20 protein-coding genes are annotated in these 21,035 nt (G+C 66.8%); 6 read left to right on the top strand and 14 right to left on the bottom strand.

Going from position 1 to position 21,035, the window contains the following annotated elements; translation table 11 throughout:
* Nucleotides 1–112: 112 nt before the first annotated feature.
* Nucleotides 113–265, bottom strand: coding sequence for a hypothetical protein (locus AC1Q7Q_RS35235; RefSeq protein WP_492373400.1), 153 nt, complete (start codon nucleotides 263–265; stop codon nucleotides 113–115).
* A gap of 141 nt (nucleotides 266–406) precedes the next feature.
* On the opposite strand from AC1Q7Q_RS35235, the gene AC1Q7Q_RS35230 reads away from it, so the two are divergent.
* Nucleotides 407–982, top strand: a complete 576-nt coding sequence (locus tag AC1Q7Q_RS35230; RefSeq protein WP_492373399.1) for a hypothetical protein — start codon at nucleotides 407–409, stop codon at nucleotides 980–982.
* Here AC1Q7Q_RS35230 and AC1Q7Q_RS35225 read toward each other — a convergent pair.
* From AC1Q7Q_RS35225 to AC1Q7Q_RS35215, 3 genes are all read right to left on the bottom strand, one after another.
* Nucleotides 979–2,211 carry a cytochrome-c peroxidase gene (locus AC1Q7Q_RS35225; protein ID WP_492373437.1) on the bottom strand — a complete coding sequence of 411 codons (1,233 nt, stop codon included), beginning with the start codon at nucleotides 2,209–2,211 and terminating at the stop codon, nucleotides 979–981. The genes AC1Q7Q_RS35230 and AC1Q7Q_RS35225 overlap by 4 nt on opposite strands.
* Before the next feature lie 116 nt (nucleotides 2,212–2,327).
* Nucleotides 2,328–3,881, bottom strand: a complete 1,554-nt coding sequence (locus tag AC1Q7Q_RS35220) for a metallophosphoesterase family protein (protein WP_492373398.1) — start codon at nucleotides 3,879–3,881, stop codon at nucleotides 2,328–2,330.
* Nucleotides 3,882–3,959: 78 nt separating this feature from the next.
* A complete protein-coding gene (locus AC1Q7Q_RS35215; RefSeq protein ID WP_492373397.1) occupies nucleotides 3,960–5,639 on the bottom strand; it encodes a hypothetical protein in 1,680 nt (559 codons plus the stop codon).
* Between the two features lie 259 nt (nucleotides 5,640–5,898).
* Here AC1Q7Q_RS35215 and blaOXA point away from each other — a divergent pair, with 259 nt between their 5' ends.
* Nucleotides 5,899–6,699, top strand: a complete 801-nt coding sequence (blaOXA, locus tag AC1Q7Q_RS35210) for a class D beta-lactamase (protein ID WP_492373436.1) — start codon at nucleotides 5,899–5,901, stop codon at nucleotides 6,697–6,699.
* A 29-nt stretch (nucleotides 6,700–6,728) separates the two neighbouring features.
* Nucleotides 6,729–7,616, top strand: a complete 888-nt coding sequence (gene bla, locus AC1Q7Q_RS35205) for a class A beta-lactamase (protein WP_492373396.1) — start codon at nucleotides 6,729–6,731, stop codon at nucleotides 7,614–7,616.
* Here the strand turns inward: bla and rtcR are convergent.
* Nucleotides 7,613–9,217, bottom strand: a complete 1,605-nt coding sequence (gene rtcR / locus AC1Q7Q_RS35200) for an RNA repair transcriptional activator RtcR (protein WP_492373395.1) — start codon at nucleotides 9,215–9,217, stop codon at nucleotides 7,613–7,615. The genes bla and rtcR overlap by 4 nt on opposite strands.
* A gap of 206 nt (nucleotides 9,218–9,423) precedes the next feature.
* Here rtcR and AC1Q7Q_RS35195 point away from each other — a divergent pair, with 206 nt between their 5' ends.
* From AC1Q7Q_RS35195 to rtcA, 3 genes are all read left to right on the top strand, one after another.
* Nucleotides 9,424–10,986 (top strand): vWA domain-containing protein, encoded by a 1,563-nt coding sequence (locus tag AC1Q7Q_RS35195; protein WP_492373394.1) that lies wholly within the window; start codon nucleotides 9,424–9,426, stop codon nucleotides 10,984–10,986.
* Nucleotides 10,987–11,359: 373 nt separating this feature from the next.
* A complete protein-coding gene (locus AC1Q7Q_RS35190; RefSeq protein ID WP_492373393.1) occupies nucleotides 11,360–12,586 on the top strand; it encodes an RtcB family protein in 1,227 nt (408 codons plus the stop codon).
* A 77-nt stretch (nucleotides 12,587–12,663) separates the two neighbouring features.
* Nucleotides 12,664–13,683: an RNA 3'-terminal phosphate cyclase gene (gene rtcA / locus AC1Q7Q_RS35185; RefSeq protein ID WP_492373392.1), complete on the top strand. Its 1,020-nt coding sequence runs from the start codon at nucleotides 12,664–12,666 to the stop codon at nucleotides 13,681–13,683.
* A gap of 78 nt (nucleotides 13,684–13,761) precedes the next feature.
* On the opposite strand, the gene AC1Q7Q_RS35180 is transcribed toward rtcA, so the two are convergent.
* The 9 genes from AC1Q7Q_RS35180 to AC1Q7Q_RS35140 all read right to left on the bottom strand — a co-directional run bounded on the left by AC1Q7Q_RS35180 (nucleotide 13,762) and on the right by AC1Q7Q_RS35140 (nucleotide 21,024).
* Nucleotides 13,762–14,709 (bottom strand): methionyl-tRNA formyltransferase, encoded by a 948-nt coding sequence (locus tag AC1Q7Q_RS35180; protein WP_492373391.1) that lies wholly within the window; start codon nucleotides 14,707–14,709, stop codon nucleotides 13,762–13,764.
* 189 nt (nucleotides 14,710–14,898) lie between these two features.
* The gene (gene fliR / locus AC1Q7Q_RS35175) at nucleotides 14,899–15,684 is read right to left on the bottom strand and encodes a flagellar biosynthetic protein FliR (RefSeq protein ID WP_492373390.1); all 786 of its coding nucleotides are present in this window, start codon (nucleotides 15,682–15,684) and stop codon (nucleotides 14,899–14,901) included.
* A gap of 117 nt (nucleotides 15,685–15,801) precedes the next feature.
* Nucleotides 15,802–16,071: a flagellar biosynthesis protein FliQ gene (gene fliQ, locus AC1Q7Q_RS35170; RefSeq protein ID WP_043353410.1), complete on the bottom strand. Its 270-nt coding sequence runs from the start codon at nucleotides 16,069–16,071 to the stop codon at nucleotides 15,802–15,804.
* Between the two features lie 34 nt (nucleotides 16,072–16,105).
* Nucleotides 16,106–16,948, bottom strand: a complete 843-nt coding sequence (gene fliP, locus AC1Q7Q_RS35165; RefSeq protein WP_492373389.1) for a flagellar type III secretion system pore protein FliP — start codon at nucleotides 16,946–16,948, stop codon at nucleotides 16,106–16,108.
* The gene (fliO, locus tag AC1Q7Q_RS35160) at nucleotides 16,945–17,463 is read right to left on the bottom strand and encodes a flagellar biosynthetic protein FliO (RefSeq protein WP_492373388.1); all 519 of its coding nucleotides are present in this window, start codon (nucleotides 17,461–17,463) and stop codon (nucleotides 16,945–16,947) included. Before fliO ends, fliP begins: the two co-directional genes overlap by 4 nt.
* On the bottom strand, nucleotides 17,460–17,918 hold the full coding sequence (fliN, locus tag AC1Q7Q_RS35155; RefSeq protein WP_492373387.1) for a flagellar motor switch protein FliN: 459 nt from the start codon (nucleotides 17,916–17,918) through the stop codon (nucleotides 17,460–17,462). The genes fliO and fliN overlap by 4 nt, the downstream gene beginning before the upstream one ends.
* Entirely contained in the window at nucleotides 17,911–18,918 is a 1,008-nt protein-coding gene (gene fliM / locus AC1Q7Q_RS35150) for a flagellar motor switch protein FliM (RefSeq protein WP_150990478.1), read from the bottom strand. Before fliM ends, fliN begins: the two co-directional genes overlap by 8 nt.
* Nucleotides 18,919–19,068: 150 nt before the next feature.
* Entirely contained in the window at nucleotides 19,069–19,554 is a 486-nt protein-coding gene (gene fliL, locus AC1Q7Q_RS35145; protein ID WP_150990480.1) for a flagellar basal body-associated protein FliL, read from the bottom strand.
* A gap of 684 nt (nucleotides 19,555–20,238) precedes the next feature.
* Nucleotides 20,239–21,024 (bottom strand): 1,6-dihydroxycyclohexa-2,4-diene-1-carboxylate dehydrogenase, encoded by a 786-nt coding sequence (locus tag AC1Q7Q_RS35140; protein WP_492373386.1) that lies wholly within the window; start codon nucleotides 21,022–21,024, stop codon nucleotides 20,239–20,241.
* Nucleotides 21,025–21,035: the final 11 nt, after the last annotated feature.

Here is a 21,035-nt window from a genome sequence, read left to right as displayed (position 1 = left end):
CGATAGGGATATCGGTATGCGGGCCGATCGGATAACCCGGCCGAGGGTAAGTCCGAGCGCAAGCGCTGTCAATCTGGATATGGCAAAGGCTGGGTTTCGCTGGCGGGCGAGGTCAGGGCTTGCGCGCGGTCTCCCACAGCCCCTCCATCATGACCGGGTAGGCCACTGGCCTGAAGGCAGAGAACTGGATATCCCGCACGTGGGTGAAGCTCGACCACAACAGCCGCGTCCCCTTGAGCCAGCGAGACCCCTTAACCCTGGCCATGCCGTCGGCGCCGACGGTGGCAAGGGTCCGCTACGCGCTCGCGGCCGTTGTGCCATGAGCCATACCGTCGGCCGTTTGGGGGAACCCGTCATGAAATCAAAGCGGGTATGCTTTGCCGGTGGCCAACTTTCCTGCATCCCCATGTCGAAAGTCCGCAAGTCCGCCATCCCGCCCGGTGCGCTCTGCGTCCTGGCGCTTGCCCTGTCCGGCTGCATATCCCACTATCGGGTCGAGACCGGCACGCCCGCCGCCCGCATCCGGCTGGTGACCAATACGGACGACAACACGACCTTCAGCGTGGTGGACGCCACCCGGTGCCCGAAGCCACCCAAGCCGCTCCTGCTGGGCGGCACGGGCAAGCAGCTGCCCGCGATGGGCACGGAGCGTGACCTGGCCATGGTGGGGATATCACCGGAGCCGCCCGGCCACACGCGCGAGCGGTGGCTGGCGGCTGGCCAGCGCATCTACCTGACGGCAGCTGCGGTTGCCGCTGGCGAGCAGCCCTATCGGTGCTCGGTGGGGGTTTCCTTTGTGCCGCTGCCGGGCTGGCAGTACGAGTTGCGCTACCAGCGCAACGCGGCGGCGAAGAGCTGCACCGGGCAAGTGCTGCGGCTGGCCGGCAAGGACGGCCGCGAGATTGAGCCGCAGCCGGATCCCACGCAGCTGGTCTTTCGCGGGTTCGAGGCCGATGCCGTCTGTGCGGCGCGGGGTCCTTAGGGCTTGGCGGCCTGCGCAGCCGGCATGATGCCCACATAGGGCGCATCGGTCAGCGTGCGCAGGAACGCCACGAGATCGTCGATTTCCGCTTCGGTCATGGCCGGCTTGGTGCCCGCGCGCCGGTTCATCGGCGTCGAGTTGATATTGATATTGCCCCGATACGCCGCCGGCACGTCATCGAAGGTCTTGCCGCCGCGATACCACTTGCCCGGGTCGGTCGAGCGCGTGTTGTAGAAGGCCACGGCATCGCGCAGCGTGGTGAACACGCCGTTGTGCATGAAGCTCTGGCGCACCGCGACATTGCGCAGGCCGGGCGTGCGGATATACCCGCACCATTGCTCCGGCTCGGGCCAGCGCAGGCGGCGGGCGGTGTCGCACAGGCCATTGTCGAAGCGCTTGGGATCACGGTTGGCGGCCAGCGCCCGGTTGCGGGGCACGGCAATCGCGTCATAGCCGAAATCCGTGAACAGCGAGCGCTCTGGGCGGCTGGCGGTATCCGAGAGCGTGTGGCAGGTCATGCAGTTGCCCTTGTCCGGGTTCTTGAACAAGGCCAGGCCGCGGGCTTGTGCCGGCGCCAGCGGCGTGCGATGGCGCAGGTAGTCGTCAAAGCGGGAGCTGAACGGCGCCATCTCATCGCTCTGCAGGTAGGCCTCCAGCGCCTTGCCGAGCGCCAGCAGCATTTGCTCGGGATCGGTCTGCACGGCGGGGCCGAAGCGCGCCGCCAGCACGGGCGCCAGCTCTGTCGCCTTGACCTTGCGCAGCAGGCTGGCCGGCGTGCCGTTGTTCATCTCGTTGGGGTCGAGCAAGGGGCCGCGCGCCTGTTCGGCAAGCGTATCGGCGCGGCCGTCGGCGAACAGGCCGCCGAAGGGCGAGGCGTAAGGCGCGTCGTCGTCCTGGTAGAAATGCCGGCGCGGGATGTAGCGCACGTACAGCAGCGAGGGCGCGTTGCGCAGGCTGAAGCGGCCGGGCCGGCTGCCTTGGGGCACGTGCGGGCCTGCCAGCGACGCGGGCGATAGTGTCGGCGCGAAGGCGCGCGCGGGGTCGTGGCAGCCGGCGCAGGACGTGCCGCGCGGCTCGGACAGGCGCGCATCGAAGAAGATGCGCTTGCCCAACGCGGCCAGTGCCGGATCGGGACGGAACACGGCGGCGGTGGGGTCGACCTTGGCGGCGACCTTGGGCGTGCCCTTGCCGATGGTGTCCACCACGCTGGCGGGCGGGGCGCCGGGCATCAGCACCACGCCCGGCGCGGGCGCGGCAAGCGCCGCGCCGCCAGCGCCAGCGCCAGCCGCGAGACAGACGGCGGCGCTGGCGGCAATGGTGGCGCTGGCGGCGCGCAGGGCCCCGATCACGGCGCCAGGAAGCCGGTCTTGTCGCAAGCCAGCGTATTGGAGGTTTGCACGCAGGTCGCCATCAGCTTGCCGGCCACGCTATACGCCTTGAAGGTCCAGCCGGTGGCGGGCGACGCATTGCGCTCCATCATCACGAAGCCAAAGCTTGCGCTGTGCGTGATCTTGTCGATCACGGTGCCGGGCGCGGGAATCGTGCCGGGCGGCAGCGGATCGGGCAGCGCTACGTCCAGGTTGTCGCCGCCGTTGCCCGACACGATGGTAGCCGGGTGGCTGGAGGCAAAGTTGATGGCCTGGAAGTCATGCACGTGGCCGTGCAGCGCCACTTGCACGCCGGGCGGGTAGTAGGCCCGGGCGTTGGCATTGCTCATGACCGATTGCAGGGCCAGGTTGCCCGGCGCCGGGTTGCTGCCCGCCACCGGCGCAAAGGCCAGGATGGGATGGTGGTTGGTGAACATGGTGGTGGTCATGCCCGGCTTGGCGGCCAGCCAGCCTACCGTCTGGAACTGCTTCTGGTAGGCGACGAACTGCGGGTCGGTGGTCGGCAGCGCGGCCTTGCCGGCCTTGGCCGAGTCGAACACGATGACCTGCGAGCCGGTGCCCAGCGCAACCGCATAGGGCTCCGAGTAGTTGGCGTTGCTGTCGTTGGCGGGGTCGTTGCAGGAGCGCGCGTCCGAATATGGGCGCGGATCGAGGAAGCGGAACCAGCCCTGGCCGGCACGGGCGCATTCCTCATGGTTGCCGCGCACGACCACCCACGGTGCCTTGGCCATGAGTGCCGCGGCGGGCTTGAAGAGATCGGCCTGCCAGGTATCCCAGCCATAGCCCCACGGCGTGCCCTGGCAGCCGGCGATGTCGGGCGGGCAGAGGTTTTCGCGGTAGTGGTAGTCGCCAATATGCAGCACCAGGTCCGGGTTCATGCCGGCGGCGGTGGTGGCCAGCGCGGCAAACGGCCAGGCGGTGCCATCGCTGCAAGGCTGGTAGGCGTTATCCGCCTTCTTCAGGCGGCAGCCGGTGTCGGCCAGCACCAGCACGCGTTGCGGCTGGGCCTTGGGCAGCGGCAGCGTCTGGCCCGCCACGCTGGCGGCGGCGGCGCCGGCTGGCAGCGTGGCCTCGCATACGGAGACCGGGAAATCCGACGGTTTGGAGTCAGCCGCGGCGCTGGCCGTGGTGCGCTGCGCCATCGTGCCGGCGCCGGCCCGCAGCGCCATGCGTTGCTGCACGCCGTCCACCGTCAGCAGCGGGCAAAGGGCGTTCGAAGGCAACGCGCTGCCTGCGGCGGCGGTTGGCGCCGCATAGTTGGTGATGACGCGGGCGATGGCCTGGTTGCTGTCGCCGATCTCGACCCACGCGGCCTGGATGTTGGCGCTGGCGCTGGGTGCATCGCCGGACGGCGTGACCGGCGTGACCGGCGCGGCGGCGGCTGGCGCCGCGTCCGTGCTGTCGCTGCCGCAGCCGTGCAGCACGGCGGCCGCAGCCAGCATGGCGAGGATGGCACCGGCGCCCAGGCGCATGGCGGGACCGGCTTGCCGGTTGGTGTTGTGGTTACCCATTCTTATATCTCCCTGTTATCCCTGATTGCGAGGCGGAAATATACGGATGGGATGTTTCTGCACGATGAACGTTATGTGTCAGCCTGACCGGCGTGGCGTTGCTTTGGTCTTGCGGGCGGGGCGCGGTGCGGCCCGGATGGCTTCGGCGGCGGCCAGTTGCAGCTCGCGTGGCAGCGCGGTGATGGCTGAGACGAAGAAGCGGCGCTCCGCCGGGCGCAGCTTGCCGAGCAGCTCGGCCAGGCGCTCCACCGTGGCAAACGCGGCAGGCGTGGCGCCGTGCTCGAAGGCGTGGAACCAGCTGGCTTCCAGCAGCAGGTTGGCGAGCGGCAGGGCGCCGTAGTGCACGTGGCCGGTGTCGTGCTCGTCGAGCGCGAAGCTGGCCAGCGACGACCAGCTGATAAAGCCCTTGGCCCGCGCAAAGGGCGCATGGAAGGGGCGCAGCGCGTCCACCGCTTCATCCAGCAGCAGCGGCCGCTGCGCGCGAAACGCCTGGAGCGCCCCGCCGCCGTCCTGCGCGCAGTTGCCGCGCGCAATGCGCAGCAGGAAGATGATGTTCCACGCCGAGCCGCCGCCCACGCCAAAGCGGTCGCAGATCCATTCTGACAAGCCCAGCCAGCGCACGGCCTGGCGCTGCACCTGGCCCGCGGGCCATGCGCGCCGGGGATCGATCAGCGCGTGGTTCCAGAACAGCCACAGGCAAAGGCCAAGGTTGGCCGCCACGTGCTGCGCGGCATCCACCGAGTCTGCCTCATAGGCTGCCTGCAGGGCGCCGGAGAAGCCTGCCACGGCCGCTTCGGCCGCTTGCCGCGCCGCCTCTGGCTGCGTTGCCATGTCGCGGATCGCCACCGTCTTGTAGATCAGCGCACCGAGGTTGAGGGTCTCGAAACGCACGCGCGGGTTGTAGCGCACCACGGGCTGCAGCGCCGGATCGGCGGCAAGGCCTTCCAGTTCCGCCTGCGCCGCCTCCATCTGGTTGCCTGCATAGCGCTCCCAGGCCCGCACCACGCGCGCCATGGCGGCGAAGGTGGGCACCGCCGTGTCCACGGTGCCGGTGCCCACAATGCGGTCAAAGCGCTGGAGCGCCGCGCGGCTGCGCGCAAGATCGTCGCCGCGCCGCCAGGCCAGGCTCTCCTTGAGCAGCGCGAAGGCGTGCTGGAAATCGTCGGTGGCGCAGCGCTGCGCGGCGCGCAGGGCATCCGCTACCCCGTTGCTGGCGCCACCACCCGCAACGCCGGCAACGCCCACACCGTCCTGCATGCCGCGCATGGCTTGCGTGAGATGGCTCCAGTAGCTGATGTCGCGCATCACGTAGTCGACCGCGGGGTGGGCCTCGTCTGCCTGGCGGGCGGCATGCTTCGCGGCGGCAGTGCCCAGCCCCACGAAGCGCGCCAATGCCGCGTCGCCAGCGCTGCGGCCATCCACGGTGAAGCGCACGCGCTTGCCGTGCTCCGGCTCGATCCAGAACGGCCCGCGGCTGCGGCGCGCCGGGTTGAGGCCCGCGATGCCCTGGCCCCGGTCCGGTCCCCAGCCCACCGGCACGCCCCAGCGTGCGAAGTCGGCAAAGGCGCGCGAGACCATCATGCGGATATTGGCGGCATCGGGGAAGCGGGTTTGCAAATGCACCGCCGGCAGGCTGGCCCCGCGGTTGCGCGCGGCCGCGCAGACGGCGGCGAGCAGCCACAGGCTCTGGTAGCGCGCGGGCTCGCCGTTGACGAGATAGGGGGCGGATAGCTCGATGGCAAGGGCGGGCTGGCGCATGCGGGACGGTTGTGTGTGGGGCGTTGATGCAGGACGTTGATGCAGGACGTTGAAACGGGCCTTTGCGGCGGCACTTTCTAGCGGTAATTTGCAGCGGGACGTGTGGGAATTGTGCCATCAGCGCGTGTGCCGAGGGTGCTATGTTACGCAGGTTACAGCCAGCGGGCTTGGCGTCATGCCGCCGCGCTCCTATGCTCCGTTTCGTGCGCCGGCCTGGCCGGCCAGATCGATCGCGCTCATAAAAATCACGGAGATCATCTTGAAGCCAATCGCCATCTTTGCCGCGCTCTGCGCGGCGCTGTCCCTATCAACCGCCCGTGCCGAGCTGACGTGCACGGTCCTTGCGGATGCCAGTAGCGGCAAGTTGCTTAAACAAGAGGGCACCTGCGACCAGCGCGTGACCGCGGCATCGACATTCAAGGTCCCGCTCAGCCTGATGGGCTTCGACGCGGGGCTACTGGCGGATGAACACGCGCCAGCCATGCCGTATCGTGAGGCGTATCGTGAGAGCAACCCGTCCAAGCGCGTCACCACGGACCCCCAGCGCTGGATGAAGACCTCGGTTGTGTGGTACTCGCAGCAGTTGACGCAACAGCTTGGCCAGGCGCGCTTCGGGCGGTACGTCAGTGCGTTCCAGTACGGCAACGGCGATATCTCTGGCGACCCCGGCAAGCACAACGGGCTGACGCGCTCATGGCTCAGCTCGTCGCTGAAGATCTCGCCGCTGGAGCAGGTTGCGTTTTTGCAAAAGGTGGTCAATCGCAAATTGCCCGTGACCGCGCATGCCTATGACATGACAAGCCGGATCATGGCGCTCGGCGCGTTGCCAAACGGATGGGCCGTTTACGGCAAGACGGGCACCGGCGCCCCGCGCCTGGCCAATGGCACCGAGGACTGGAGCCACGGCTACGGATGGTTTGTCGGCTGGGCGGCGAAGGACGGCCGGAACGTCGTCTTTGCGCGCCTGATCCAGGATGAGAAGAAGGAGCCTGTCAGCGCAGGATTGCGCGCGCGCGATGCGTTCATGCAGGCGTTGCCGGGACTGTTGGGATCACTCTGATGCAACCGCTTAATCACAGGAAAGGACCGATGACACATTGCCCCGTTCGCCGCACGCTGCTGCTCGCCGCCGCGACGGCCCCCTTTACCGCCGCCTGTACGCCGTGGGCCGGCAGGACCGAAGGGAGCGATGCGGCGCAAGACCGCCTGGCCGCGCTCGAGTCCGCAGCAGGCGGGCGCCTTGGCATCGCTGCGCTGAACACCGCCAATGGCGCGTGGCTCAATCACCGTGCAAACGAACGCTTTGCGCTGTGCAGCACATTCAAGGTGATCGCCGCATCCGCCGTCCTGCAGCGCAGCGCAACGCAGGCCGGGCTGCTGCAACGGCGCATTGCCTACAAGAAGGACGAACTGGTTGCCTATTCCCCGATCACCGAGAAACACGTCGGCGACGGCCTGACGGTAGCCGAACTGTGCGCGGCCGCCCTTCAGTACAGCGACAACACGGCCGCCAACCTGCTGGTGAAGCTGCTCGGCGGCCCCGCCGCCGTGACCGCGTTTGCCCGTGCGATCGGCGACGACCAGTTCCGGCTCGACCGCTGGGAGACCGAGCTCAACACCGCGTTGCCTGGCGACCCGCGCGATACGTCGACCCCGGCGGCCATGGCAGCTAGCCTGCAACGGCTCACGTTGGGCGATGCGCTGGGCGGGGCAGAGCGCGAACAGCTGGTGGCATGGATGCGCGGCAATACCACTGGCGCCACGCGGATCCGCGCCGGCATGCCGGCGGACTGGCAGGTGGCGGACAAGACGGGCTCCGGCGACTACGGCACGGCCAACGACATTGGTGTGGCATGGCCGCCCGGAAAGCCGCCCATCGTGCTGGCGATCTATTTCACGCAACCCGGCAAGGACGCCGCCTATCGCAACGACGTGCTGGCCTCTGCGGCGCGGATCGCGGCCGAGGCGCTAAGCTAGGGCTGGCTCGCGGCCGCGAAGGTCAGGCCGAATTTGCCGAGGTACTTGGCCAACCGGTCGCTGTCGTTGCTGCTGCTCTTGCCCAGCCGCGACACGGCAAACAGCGTACGCCCGGCCTCGGCCTGGCTCTTGCTCCGGCGACACACGCTCAGCACATAGTCGAGCTGCACCAGGTCGAACGGGTCCGTGGCGGCTCGCACGGCGGGATCCAGGATGGCCAGCGCCTGGCCCTGGGCTACCGCCTGCTGAGCGCCGTCCTGCCACGAGTCGTTCAGCCGCGCGATTTCCGCGTCCACGACACTGGCATCGATGCGGCCGCTGTCGGCCAGCGTCATCATGCGCGTCACCGACGCGGCGAGGTCGCGGAAGTTGCCGCGCCAGCAGGCCTGCGGCGATACCGCAAAATCCAGCCACGCCTGGCGTGCTTCCTTGTTGAAGCGCACCTGGCTGCCGAGCTCGCGCGCCTGGCGCACGAGCTCGTAGTCCAGGTTGGGCTCCACGTCCTCCGGGCGCTCGGCCAGTCCCGGCAGCCGGTAGGTCCACAAGTTGATGCGGGCAAACAGGTCCTCGCGAAAACGTCCGGCGCGCACCTCGGCGCGCAGGTCTCGGTTGGTGCCGGCGATCAGCTGGAAATCGCTCTGCACTTCCTTGTCGCCGCCTACCGGAAAGAAGCGCTTTTCCTCGATGGCTTTCAACAGCATCGCCTGCTCGTCCAGCCCCAGCTCGCCGATCTCATCCAGGAACAGCAAGCCCTGATGGGCCGAGCGCAGCCAACCCGTGCGCTCGCCCTGCGCGCCGGTGAAGGCACCCTTGACGTGGCCAAACAGCGCCGACATGGCGCCGTCGCCGCGGATGGTGGCGCAGTTCACTTCCACAAAGCCGCCGCTGAGCTGGTGGCGGCCTTTCTTCAGCTCGAACACGCGCCGCGCCAGGAACGACTTGCCGGCGCCGGTCGGGCCGGTCAGCAGCACCGGCGCGCGCGAGCGCAGCACTACGCGCTCGATCTCGTCGATCATCTGGTTGAAGGCGGCGTTGCGGGTGGCAATGCCGGATTTGAGCAACGACACCGCATCCTGCTGCTCGCGCGAGAAGCGCGCGGCCAGCTGGTCGTAACGGGACAGGTCGAGATCGATGGCGGCGTAGTGGCCCGGCTGGCCGCTGGCCTGCCGCAAGGGCGGCGAGGTCTGCAACAGGCAGGCCGGCAGGTAGCGCGCCTCGGTCAGCAGGAACAGGCAGATCTGTGCCACGTGGGTGCCGGTGGTGATGTGCACCCAGTACTGCTCGCGCTCCGTATCGAAGCGGTAGCCGCGCGTGAACTCATGCAGCGAAGCATAGACCTCGCTGAAATCCCAGGGATCCTCCAGCGCCAGCAGGTTCAGCCTGACCTCCGTCTGCGGCGAGACCTTGGCGATGTCGGCCGCGACCTGCTCGGCCAGCGCCCGGTGGCGGCCGGTATAGAGCAGCTCGAAGCGATCCGGCAACAGGTCTTCGTGCTGGCACAGGGCTACGCTGGGCCGCCATTTTTCCCAGCGCGCGGAGCCTTTGCCCCGGTCGAGTTGTGTGCCGATGAAGCCGATGACGACCTTTTTCATGTTCTTCATATTTATAGATAGCTATACAAATATATAGATATTAGGTGTGGCAAACAAGCAGGAAATTGGTGTGTTTCTTGAGGGGGTCCGATAGAAGTCGTTATAAATCATTGGGTTATGTGTTTGTTGCTGCTTGCCTGCGGCTCCCTGGCACGCCGTTTGCAAAATAGAGACCATCGAATACGACGCAACCTTGTCTCCTGGGGAGAATGCAAATGGCAAATACCAATCTGTTCCAAAGCCTGCGTGGCCGCTTCCTGCCGCCGGCGGACGCGATCAACGAGGCGGGCGGCACTGCCTATGCCCTGGGACGCGAACATCGCCTGGCGCAGTACGCGGCAACGGGTTGCCTGAACGGCACCTTCTACGCCAGCGCCGAAGCGCAGCTCGACGCCGTGATGGCGCTGTGCGAGGACGTCGATCCGGCCTTTATCGCCAAGACCGCCGTGTATTGCCGCGAGCGCGGCTATATGAAGGACATGCCGGCCCTGCTGTTGGCCGCATTGACCGTGCGGGGCTCGCAGCACCTGCCGGCGGTGTTCGGCCGCGTGATCGACAACGGCAAGATGCTGCGCACCTTTGTGCAGATCCTGCGCAGCGGCGCGGTGGGCCGCAAGTCGCTGGGCACGCGGCCGAAGAAGCTGGTGCAGCAATGGCTCAACACGGCCGATGAGCGTGCGTTGCTGTCGGCATCGGTGGGCACCAGCCCGTCGCTGGCCGATGTGGTGAAGATGGTGCACCCGAAGCCGGCGCAAGCCTGGCGCGCCGCCTTCTTTGCCCGGCTGATCGGCAAGCCGTATGACGTGTCTGCGCTGCCACCGGTGACGCAGGCCCTGGAGGCCTACAAGCTGGCGCGGGCCGAAGGGCGGCAGGCGCCGGTGCCGGCGGTGCCGTTCCAGATGCTGGCATCGCTGGACCTGGATGCCCAGGCCTGGGCCGAGGTGGCACGCCATGGCGGCTGGCAGATGGTGCGCATGAACCTGAACACCTTTGCGCGCCACGGCGTGTTTGCCCTGCCGGGCATGGCGGACGAGATCGCGGCAAAGCTGCGGCAGCCTGAAGCCATCGCGCGGGCCCGGGTGTTTCCGTACCAGTTGCTGGCCGCGTACCACGCCGCCGGGGAAGACATGCCGGCGGGCGTGCGCGAGGCCTTGCAGGATGCGCTGGAACTGGCGCTGGCCAATGTGCCGCTGGTGGAGGGCCGCATGGTGGTTTGCCCCGACGTGTCGGGCTCCATGCACTCGCCGGTGACGGGCTACCGTGCGGGGTCGAGCAGCGCGGTGCGCTGCGTGGACGCCGCGGCGCTGGTCGCCGCAACCTTCCTGCGCAAGCAGCCGGACACGATGGTGCTGCCCTTCAAGGAGGAAGTGGTGAAGCTGACGCTGAACCCGCGCGACACGGTGATGACCAACGCGCAGAAGATGGCGGCGATCGGCGCGGGCGGCACCAACTGCAGCGCGCCGCTGGCGTGGCTGAACCATCGCCGCGTGAGCGCCGACGTGGTCATGCTGGTGTCGGACAACCAGTCGTGGATGGATGCACGCCATGGCGAAACGGCCACGCTGCGGGAGTGGGAGCGTTTCAGGCAGCGCAATCCCAAGGCGCGGCTGGTGTGCCTGGATATGCAGCCCTACGCGTCCAGCCAGGCGCCGGAGCGCGACGACATCCTGAACATCGGGGGCTTCTCCGACTCGGTGTTCCAAGTCGTCGCAGCCTTCGCTGCAGGGCAGTTGCAGGCCGGCCACTGGGTGGGCGAGATATCGGCCACGACGCTGTGAAGGTTTGAAGTTCTGAAGTTGTGAGGTTCGGCGGTGACTGGCGAATGCCGGGCAGACTACATCCAAGGCTTGTCTGTCCTATCCCTTGTCGCTGGTTACCGCCCCCGAGCCGGCATACCCCAGCCGCCGCGCATGGCGCCTGCGGTATGCGGACTCGCCACGAATGCTGGCCAGGATTACATCTGGTGATTGCCGGTTCAATTCCGGCCGCTGCGGCATACGCAGCGTAAATCCTGCCGATCCTTGTCGTGGCGAGGCCGCATTGCCCTACGATTAGAGCGCCGGTTCCACAACCACTAGTCGCCCACCTTATTTGGTATCTTGCTGGCCAACGCCAGCGTAGTCCCGCCGCAAGGCAAAGAGAGAAGAAGACATGAGCAAGGAGAATTACGACGTATTCCAGTCTGGCACCGGCCGCCCGGTCAAGATGTGGACCCATGGCGTGCCCGTCGATGACGGCGCGCGCGCGCAGCTCGCCAACACCGCACAGATGCCGTTCATCTTCAAGCACCTGGCCGTGATGCCGGACGTACACCTGGGCAAGGGTTCCACCATCGGCTCGGTGATCCCCACACGCGGCGCCATCATCCCGGCGGCGGTGGGCGTGGATATCGGTTGCGGCATGATCGCCGTCAAGACCACGCTAACCGCCAGCGACCTGCCCGATAGCCTCGGCCCGCTGCGCAGCGCCATCGAGAAAGCGGTGCCGCACGGCCGCTCCAACAACCGCAGCGGGCGCGACAAGGGTGCCTGGGGCGAGGTGCCGGATGCGGTGGATGCGAGCTGGGCCGCGCTGGCAGGTGGCTTCGAGCGCATCACGCAGAAGCACCCGAAGCTGGCGCGCACCAACAACCGCAACCACCTGGGCACGCTGGGTACTGGCAACCACTTTATCGAGGTCTGCCTGGATGAGAGCCAGTCGGTCTGGTTCATGCTGCACTCGGGCTCGCGCGGGGTGGGCAATGCCATCGGCAACACCTTTATCGAGCTGGCGCAAGCGGATATGCGCCGACACTTCATCAACCTGCCCGACCGCGACCTGGCCTACCTGGTGGAAGGCAGCGAGCACTATGAAGACTACGTGTTCGCGGTGGAGTGGGCGCAGCAGTACGCGCGCCGCAACCGCGAGACGATGATGGCCAACGTGCTGGACGCCGCGCGCGCCGTGATCGGCAAGCCCTTTGCCACGGAGATGGAGGCTGTGAACTGCCACCATAACTACGTGCAGAAGGAGCGCCACTTCGGCGAAGACGTGCTGGTCACCCGCAAGGGTGCGGTCAGCGCCAAGGCCGGCGAGCTTGGCATCATTCCGGGCTCGATGGGCGCGCGCTCCTACATCGTGCGTGGCAAGGGCAACGCGGAATCGTTTTGCTCCTGCAGCCACGGTGCGGGCCGCACCATGAGCCGCTCCGAAGCCAAGCGCCAATTCTCGGTGGAAGACCAGCGACTGGCCACGCAAGGCGTCGAGTGCCGCAAGGATGCCGAAGTCATCGACGAGATCCCGATGGCCTACAAGGACATCGACGCGGTGATGGCGGCGCAGTCCGACCTGGTCGAGATCGTCCACACGCTCAAGCAGGTGGTGTGCGTGAAGGGCTGAGGGCAGCAACCGCCGCCGGGGACGAACCTGTCCCTGGCGGCGCTGGCATAACAACAAGAACAGAAGAGTATTCCGTGATGATTGAAATCGACGGTGCCTACGGCGAGGGCGGGGGCCAGATCCTGCGCACCGCGCTGTCGCTTGCCATGGTGACCGGCACGCCCGTGCATATCGCCAACGTGCGCGCCCGGCGCAGCAAGCCCGGGCTGATGCGCCAGCACCTGAGCGCCGTGGTGGCGGCGCAGGCGATCAGCGGCGCGCGCACCGAAGGCGCAGCGATCGGCTCGACGGCGCTGACGTTCGAGCCGGGGCCCGTGCGCGCCGGCAACTACGACTTTGCCATTGGCTCCGCCGGCAGTTGCACGCTGGTGCTGCAGACCTTGCTGCCGGCGCTGTGGTCCGTCGCGGGGGACGACGGCTTTACGCTCACCCTGTCCGGTGGCACCCACAACCCCATGGCGCCTTCAGCCACCTTCCTGCGCGACGCCTGGCTGCCGCTGATGGCCCGCATGGGCGCGCCTGCCGAGCTCGCGCTGCGCCGCCACGGCTTCTATCCCGCCGGCGGCGGCGAACTGACAGTGAGCGGACGCTCCGGCGCGGCCTGGCGCCCGCTGGCGCTGGACACGCGCGGCGCATCCGGCAGGCCCGATGCACGCGTGCTGATCGCCGGCGTCCCGTTCCACGTAGCTCGCCGCGAGCTCGACCTCGTCGGCGAGCACATGGGATGGGACGCCAGCCAGTTGCACGTGGGTGGCTTGCGCCATGAGGAAGGCCCCGGCAACGCCGTGCTGCTGACGCTGCCGCACGAGCACGTGACCGAGGTCTTCTGCGAGTTCGGCGAGAAGGGCCGCCCCGCGCAAAGCGTAGCCGCCGCCGCCTGCCGCCAGGCTAGCGCCTATCTGGCTGGCAAGGGTGCGGTGGGCCCACACCTGGCTGACCAGCTCCTGCTGCCAATGGCCCTGGCGGGCGGCGGCAGCTTCACCGTGGACGAAGTGACCAATCACGTGCGCAGCAATGCCGAGGTGATTGCCAAGTTCCTGCCGGTGGATATCGGGTTTGAGGCGCAGGAGGGGTGTACGCGGGTGGTGGTTGCGTGAGGGGGGCTGGGCCGAGGGGCCGAAGGGCTGAGGGGCAACGCTGCAATTCGCCCGTGGTGTCTCGCGCGCCGTGCGCGCTCAGCGCGGCGCCGTGCCCCGCATCTGCCCGGGCGGCAACAGGTTCCACTCGAGAATGGCGATGAATCCGCCCGTGCAGGAGACGACGAAGCGCTCGCCATCGACATGGTCTACCACGCCCGGTGGCAGGTTATGCGGTTCGTGCCAGGCGTGGGCGTCGATGACGTGGACCACATTGCCGTTGATGCGCGCCAGGCATTCATGGCGCCCGAAGGCGCGCAGCATCGCGTTAATGCGCTCGGGCGTCAGGGAAAAGTCGATCGTACGGTCGGCGTCGGTCCAGAAGGGGATGTAGGAGCCCGCACCCTGCGGCACGGCGTTCTTCCACAGGGCATCGAGATTGAAGGCCACTTCGCGGGCCAGGCGCGAGGTGGCGCGCTGCGTTTTCAGATCGAGGCTTTCATGCGTTTCGTCGAGGGCAATGTCGAACTGGCGCTGGGCCAGGATGTCGCCCTGATCGAAGTCCCTGCTGATCTTGTGGCAGCTCACGCCCCAGGTGGCGAGGCCGTCCAGGATGGCCCGTGGCAGCGGATAGGGGCCGCGGCCCACCGGCAATGGCGAGGGGTGGAAATTGATGGCCATCGGAATCCGCGAGGCCCAGTCTCCGATGCGCCACGCGTAGCTCGCCACCACCAGCAAGTCACACCCGAGATCGCGCAAGCCGTCGAGTGAGCGGTCATTCATGGGCGAGAGCTGGATGTCGATCTTGCGGGCTTCCGCGCGGCCGAGGATGGCGTCGGTGCGATGCATGCGACCGTCGACGCGGGCGGTGAACAGCTTCACCGGTTCCCATCCGTGCTGGACGAAGGCGTCGAAGACGCCAACATAACGGTCGGACGCGGTGATGGCGAAGCGTTTTGGCGTGGCGGGTACCGCCGCGGGGTGCACGGCGGCGGGGCCGAAGCCGGTGTTTGCACCGGTGTCGAGGGAGGCAGAGAGGGTGCTCAACGATCGATTCCTGAATCGTCGGGCGGCCCTGCTTGTAACCTATGGATGCCGCTTCAGCAGGGAGCAAAAGGACCCTGGCTGGAACCGCGGCCGCCGACACGTCACTGTACGGCACCGCCGCGCGGCGCTGCCAGAATCAATTTGAAACGGATTCTTAAAGCTCCGGGCGGGTCTGCCGAGACCTGACCCTCACCGCCCAAACTGCCCCAACACCGTCGCCACCGTACTCAACCCGCCCTCGATCAGCCGCGCCATGAAGGTGCTCATCTGCGGCATGATCAGCATCATCATCAGGATGCCGCCGCCCAGCGTGACCGGGAAGCCGACCGCGAAGATCGACAGTTGGGGAGATGCGCGGTTCAGGATGCCCATGGCAAGGTTGAGCGTGAGCAGCGCGGCGATCAGCGGCAGGGCCAGCAGCAGTCCCGAGGAGAACACGGTGGCGCCGGAGGCGGCCACCGCTGCCCAGCCGGCGCCGGTGAGGGGCTGGGCGGCGATGGGCAGGCTGGCGAAGCTATCGGCGATGGTGGCCAGCAGCATCAGGTGGCCGTCCATGGCCAGGAACATCAGCATGGCGACCACGTTGAGAAAGCGCGCCAGCACCATGGTCTGGCCGCCGGAGGAGCGGTCGTAGAAGGAGGCGAACGACAGGCCCATCTGCAGGCCGATGGTTTCGCCGGCGAATTGCACGGCGGAGAACACCAGCCGCATGCTGAAGCCCATTGCCAGCCCGATGCCTACCTCGTTGAGGATGATCAGGAAGCCTTCCAGCGAGTACACCGGCACCAGCGGCAGGTGGTCGATGGTGGGCGAGATGATCACCGCCATCAGGGCCGCCAGGCCAACCTTGGCGCGTCTCGGGATGGTCGACTCGCCAAACAGCGGGGCGGTGCCGATCAGGGCCAGCAGGCGGAACAAGGGCCAGAGGAAGGCGGCGATCCAGGCGTAGAGCTGGGCGGAGGTGACGGAGAGCACGGCGGCTGTTGCGGCGGATACGGCTGTTGCAGCTATTACGGCTATTGCGGCGTTAGATGTTGCCCAGCGCGGCCAGGTGCGACGCCAGGCTTATCCGACGCATCGGACGCATCGGACTCAATGCACCAGGGCGGGAATGCCCTGGAACACTTCGCGCATGTAGTCGACAAAGGTGTTGATCATCCACGGGCCGGCCAGCACCATGGTGGCGAACAGAGCCAGCAGCTTGGGGATGAAGGACAGCGTCATTTCATTGATCTGCGTGGCGGCCTGGAACAGGCTCACCACCAGGCCGGCCACCAGCGCCACCAGCAGCAGCGGCGCGGACAGCATCAGGGTCATTTTCATCGCCTGGGTGGCGATGCTCATTACGGTTTCCGGCGTCATGGCGAAGGCCTTGGATGGGGCTAGCGCCCCGTGATCAGTTCAGGAAGCTCTGCGCCAGCGAGCCCAGCAGCAATTGCCAACCGTCCACCAGCACGAACAGCATCAGCTTGAATGGCAGCGCGATGGTGGCCGGCGGCACCATCATCATGCCCATCGCCATCAGCACGCTGGCTACCACCAGGTCGATGATCAGGAAGGGGATAAAGACGGTAAAGCCGATCTGGAACGCGGTCTTGAGCTCGCTGGTGACAAAGGCGGGCACCAGGATGTGCATCTGCACGTCTTCGGGGCCCTGCATCTCGGGCACCTTGGCCATCTGGGCAAACAGCGCCAGGTCCTTCTCTCGGGTCTGCTTGAGCATGAAGGTCTTGAGCGGCGCGGCGGCCTTGGCGGCGGCGTCTTCCAGGCTGAGCTTGTTCTCGGACAGCGGCTTGTAGGCGTCGGTGTAGATGCGGTCGAACACCGGCGACATGACAAAGAAGGTCAGGAACAGCGACAGCCCCACCAGCACCTGGTTGGGCGGGGAACTGGCCGTGCCCAGCGCATTGCGCAGCAGCCCCAGCACGATGATGATGCGGGTGAAGCCCGTCATCATCAGCATGGCCGCGGGCAGGAACGACAGCGAGGTAAGCAGGACCAGCGTCTGCACCGACAGCGACCAGGTCTGGCTGCCGCCCGGGCCGGCTTTGCTGGTCAGGCCGGGCAACGCCTGCGCGTGGGCCATGGCAGGCAACAGCACCAGCGCAAGGCAGGCGCTCACCAGCAATGCCGCGAGCGCAAGCCGGCAGGGTTGGCTGGCGCATTCGCGCACGGACCGGAGATGGCGTTGCAGGTGGTGTTGCAAAGTGCGCCGGGAGGCGTCAGGCAGGAAATTCATGACTTCAGGTTGTCTTGCATGGCGCGCAGCAGCTTTTGTCCAAAGCTGCCGGCCGAGCCCGGGGTTGCCGCGCTGCCGCTGGGGTGGTCTGGCTTGTGCGCGGCTTGCGCGGGCAAAGTGTGGAGCGTGCGAATCTCGCCGGCGCTCACGCCCAGCACCAGGCAGGTGTCGCCCACTTCCACCATCACCAGGCGCTGGCGGGGGCCGAGCATGGTGCTGCCTACCACCTTCATCTGGCCGCCCTGGCCGTGCCGGACCAGGCCGGCGCGGCGCGCCAGCCAGGCCAGCAGCAGGATCAGGGCGATGACGGCGAACAGGCCGAGGCCGGCTTGCGCCAGCCCCGTCGCGCTGCTGACCGGGACATGGCTGCCGGCCCCGGCGTTGCCGGCGATCGTGCCGGTACCGGCAGGGCTGGCCGCCGCGGCACTGGCTTGCGCGTACGCGCCCGCCGCATGCGCCAGGCCCACGCCGGCGGCAAGCGCAGCGTTGGCGGTCCGGCGCAGGCCGGCTTTCATCGGTTGAGCTTCCGGATGCGTTCGGACGGCGTGATGATGTCGGTCAGGCGGATGCCGAACTTATCGTTCACCACGACGACTTCGCCCTGGGCGATCAGGTAGCCGTTGACCAGCACATCCATCGGCTCGCCGGCCAGGCCGTCGAGCTCCACCACGGAGCCCTGGGCCAGCTGCAGCAGCGTCTTGATCGGCACCTTGGTGCGACCAAGCTCTACCGTGAGCTGGACCGGGATATCGAGAATCATCTCGATATCGTTGTGGAAGCCGCTCGGCGTTTCCTTCTCCAGCGGCTGGAAGACCTTGGAGGCGGCTGGTGTGGCTGTGGCAGGCGTGGCGGCGACAGCCTGGGCAGGCGCGGCGGCAGCGGCGATTTCCTCGGCGCTGGTCTGCTCCGCCAGGGCGCTGGCCCAGTCGTCCATCGGGTCGGCCGGCTTGTCGTCTTTGCCGTCAGTCATGGTCGGTTTCCTTGTTGGAATCGATTTCTTGGTGATTGATCATCCGTTCTACCCGCAACGCATATTGGCCGTTCATGGTGCCAAAGCCGGCCTGCAGCACGGGTACGCCATCGACCTTGCCGAAGACCTGCTCGGGCAGCTCGATGGGGAGTACGTCGCCGACGCGCAGCGCCAGCACTTCGGCTACGGTGCTTTCCACGTGGGCAAATTCGGCCACCAGATCCACCTCCGCCGAGCGAATCTGCTGCGACAGCTGGGAGATCCAGCGCTTGTCTACTTCAACCTCGTCCTGCAGCGGGTTCATCAGCAGGTCGCGCACCGGCTCGATCATCGAGTACGGGAAGCAGACGTGCAGCTGGCCACCCACCGCGCCAAGCTCGATATGGAAGGCGGTGGTCACCACCACCTCGCTGAGCATGGCGATGTTGGCAAACTTCGTGTGCATTTCCGAGCGGACATATTCCAGCTCGATCGGATGCACGGCATTCCAGGCCTGGCCGTAGCTGTTGAGCGCAAGGTCCAGCAGGCGCCGGATGATGCGCTGCTCGGTCTGGGTAAAGTCGCGGCCTTCCACGCGGGTGTGGAAGCGCCCGTCGCCACCGAACAGGTTGTCGACCACCAGGAACACCAGGTTGGGGTCGAACACGAACAGCGACGTGCCGCGCAGCGGCTTCATGTGCACCAGGTTCAGGTTGGTCGGCACCGGCAGGTTGCGCACGAAGTCGCCGTACTTCTCGATCCGCACCGAGCCAACCGAGATGTCGGCGCCGCGGCGGATGAAGTTGAACAGCTGGGTCCGAAGCTGGCGGGCAAAGCGCTCGTTGATGATTTCGAGCGTGTGCAGCCGGCCGCGCACGATGCGCTCTTGCGTGGCCAGGTTGTACGGGCGCACGCCATCCTCGGAGACCGGCGCGGCGACCTCGGGCGTATCGGTCTCGCCTGACACGCCTTTCAGTAATTCGTCTACCTCGTCCTGCGAGAGAAACTTGTCGTAGGCCATCTAGTGTCCTGCCCCTTGAGTGCCGTGATGAATGAAAGCGACCATGTACCGATCAGCCCGCGCGCTGGCGTTGGCGCGCGCGCTGTGAGACAGGCAAGGAAAACAAGGACGAATTCATATCGGAGTTGCTGGTGGGGCAGGGCAAAGCGCTTACTGCACCACGAAGGAAGTAAATAGGACGTCCAGGATCTGCTGCTTGGGCAGGTTGGGCGCGAACGGCTGGCTGATGACACTCTGGATTTCCTGGGCCAGCTTGCGCTTGCCGTCCACCGTCGCCAGATCCGGCGGTTGCTTGGCCGACAGCAGTAGCAAGATGCGGCTGCGGACTTCCGGCAGGTACTCGGTGATGCGCGCCTGGTCCTTCGCGTCGGCCACCTTGAGCGACAAACCGGTGTGCAGGAAGCGGTCACCGTCATCGCTTTTCAGATTGACGGTAAATGCTTCCAAGGGCACAAAAATCGGCGGCGGTACAACAGGAGCGGCAGGCGCGGCCGGTTGGCGGTTGCTCAGGATGTTGCCCAGAAAAAAGCCCCCGGCACCCAGCGCCGCGACGAGCACGACGCCGAGCACCAGCAGCAGTCGCCCGCGCTTGCTCGTGTTGCCGTCAGCCTGGGAAGAAGTGAGCGTATTCGCCATGAGATGCCTGTATCGGAATGCCTTGCCATTCTTGAGGGAATGACCGGCAAGCAAAGGGCCGAAAAAAAGGGTGAAACCCGCTCAGCTTGGCCCTTTGAGCCGAACAGGTCTTGTCATCCGAGCTACGCGGATGGTCTTACAGGGGTTAACGAATGACGGGCACGGAACTTGAGTGGATGTTTGACTAAAAGCCGCGCGGGGTACCGGATAGCGGGTGACGGACCAGGAAACCGCCATGATTTGCCGGGTTGGCGAGAGGGCGGCAAGCAGGCGCAGGTGGCCGCCAAGGGCATGGAATTGGCGTTGACGATGGCGCCGCCGCTTGTCGCGCCGATTTGCTAAGTCATTGATTGGATTGCGGATTAAATCCAATGGTGGCACGGCGCGGAGAACCGCGTGCCGCGGGCGCCAGGCGCCACGCCGCGCCTGGCGGGCCGTGCGAGCCGGCTGCGGACCGAGAAATCCGCATACCCGGGCCCACCCATGCGCGAGTGGTGTTACCTGTCCGAGGCGGCACAGAAATATGCGCTTAAAGGCATATTTTTTGAGGTGGCGAATACGTTGTGCGCCTCGCCATTCAGGGCATCGCCCCGAAAACGCAGCTCCCAGCTGCTTCGTGCAGAAAAAACACGAAAATGTGAAGCGTCAGTCTGCCGGGAGGGCGCGAGCCGGCGTCGTCGCAGCTCAGCCGAGGTCGCCGCCGCCTACGGGCAGGACGGTGCCGGTGATGTAAGAGGCCTCATCGGACGCCAAAAACAGAATCGCGCGCACCTGTTCGTCGATGGTGCCGTAGCGGTGCATCAGGCTGGATGCCATGGTCTGGTCGACGATGCTCTGGTACCACGCGGCTTCCTGCGGGGTCTGCTCCGCCGTGTTGCGGGGCACTTTGCGCGGCGGCGCTTCGGTGCCCCCGGTGGCGATCGCATTGACGCGGATGCCGTCCTGCGCGTGCTCGAAGGCGAGGCTAGCGGTCAGGGCATTGACGCCGCCCTTGGCGGCCGCGTAGGGCACGCGGTAGATGCTGCGCGTGGCGATGGACGAGACATTGACGATCACGCCCTGCTTGCGCTCGATCATGCCGGGCAGCACGGCGCGGCAGCACCACAGGGTGGGAAACAGGGAGCGGCGGATCTCGGCTTCGACCTGCGCTTCCTCGTATTCCTGGTAGGGCTTGGCCCAGATGGTGCCGCCCACGTTATTGACGAGGACATCGATGCGGCCATGGGCCTGCAGCGCCGCGCTGGTCATCAGGCGGGCGCCGGCATAGGTTTCCAGGTCGGCCTCCACCGCCAGTGCCTGACCGCCGTTGGCGAGGATTTGCGCGGCGGCCTCGTGCACCAGGGCCGAGCGGTCGACCAGCACCAGGCTGGCGCCCTCGGCCGCGGCGGCGAGCGCCACGCCGCGTCCAATCCCCTGCGCCGCGCCGGTTACCACGGCGATTTTCCCGCTAAAGCGCGCGTTGTTGTTCATGGCGTGTCTGT

Source organism: Cupriavidus sp. GW823-FHT07A04, assembly GCF_058794615.1.
Note: the sequence above shows the minus strand (reverse complement) of the source record. Positions and strands in the feature narration are given on the sequence as shown.

Coding starts and splice junctions, on each gene's coding strand:
- AC1Q7Q_RS35235 (WP_492373400.1), bottom strand. CDS start 265: ATGGCCAGGGTTAAGGGGTCTCGCTGGCTCAAGGGGACGCGGCTGTTG.
- AC1Q7Q_RS35230 (WP_492373399.1), top strand. CDS start 407: ATGTCGAAAGTCCGCAAGTCCGCCATCCCGCCCGGTGCGCTCTGCGTC.
- AC1Q7Q_RS35225 (WP_492373437.1), bottom strand. CDS start 2,211: ATGCCCGGCGCCCCGCCCGCCAGCGTGGTGGACACCATCGGCAAGGGC.
- AC1Q7Q_RS35220 (WP_492373398.1), bottom strand. CDS start 3,881: ATGGGTAACCACAACACCAACCGGCAAGCCGGTCCCGCCATGCGCCTG.
- AC1Q7Q_RS35215 (WP_492373397.1), bottom strand. CDS start 5,639: ATGCGCCAGCCCGCCCTTGCCATCGAGCTATCCGCCCCCTATCTCGTC.
- bla (WP_492373396.1), top strand. CDS start 6,729: ATGACACATTGCCCCGTTCGCCGCACGCTGCTGCTCGCCGCCGCGACG.
- rtcR (WP_492373395.1), bottom strand. CDS start 9,217: ATGAAGAACATGAAAAAGGTCGTCATCGGCTTCATCGGCACACAACTC.
- AC1Q7Q_RS35195 (WP_492373394.1), top strand. CDS start 9,424: ATGGCAAATACCAATCTGTTCCAAAGCCTGCGTGGCCGCTTCCTGCCG.
- AC1Q7Q_RS35190 (WP_492373393.1), top strand. CDS start 11,360: ATGAGCAAGGAGAATTACGACGTATTCCAGTCTGGCACCGGCCGCCCG.
- rtcA (WP_492373392.1), top strand. CDS start 12,664: ATGATTGAAATCGACGGTGCCTACGGCGAGGGCGGGGGCCAGATCCTG.
- fliQ (WP_043353410.1), bottom strand. CDS start 16,071: ATGACGCCGGAAACCGTAATGAGCATCGCCACCCAGGCGATGAAAATG.
- fliP (WP_492373389.1), bottom strand. CDS start 16,948: ATGAATTTCCTGCCTGACGCCTCCCGGCGCACTTTGCAACACCACCTG.
- fliO (WP_492373388.1), bottom strand. CDS start 17,463: ATGAAAGCCGGCCTGCGCCGGACCGCCAACGCTGCGCTTGCCGCCGGC.
- fliN (WP_492373387.1), bottom strand. CDS start 17,918: ATGACTGACGGCAAAGACGACAAGCCGGCCGACCCGATGGACGACTGG.
- fliM (WP_150990478.1), bottom strand. CDS start 18,918: ATGGCCTACGACAAGTTTCTCTCGCAGGACGAGGTAGACGAATTACTG.
- fliL (WP_150990480.1), bottom strand. CDS start 19,554: ATGGCGAATACGCTCACTTCTTCCCAGGCTGACGGCAACACGAGCAAG.
- AC1Q7Q_RS35140 (WP_492373386.1), bottom strand. CDS start 21,024: ATGAACAACAACGCGCGCTTTAGCGGGAAAATCGCCGTGGTAACCGGC.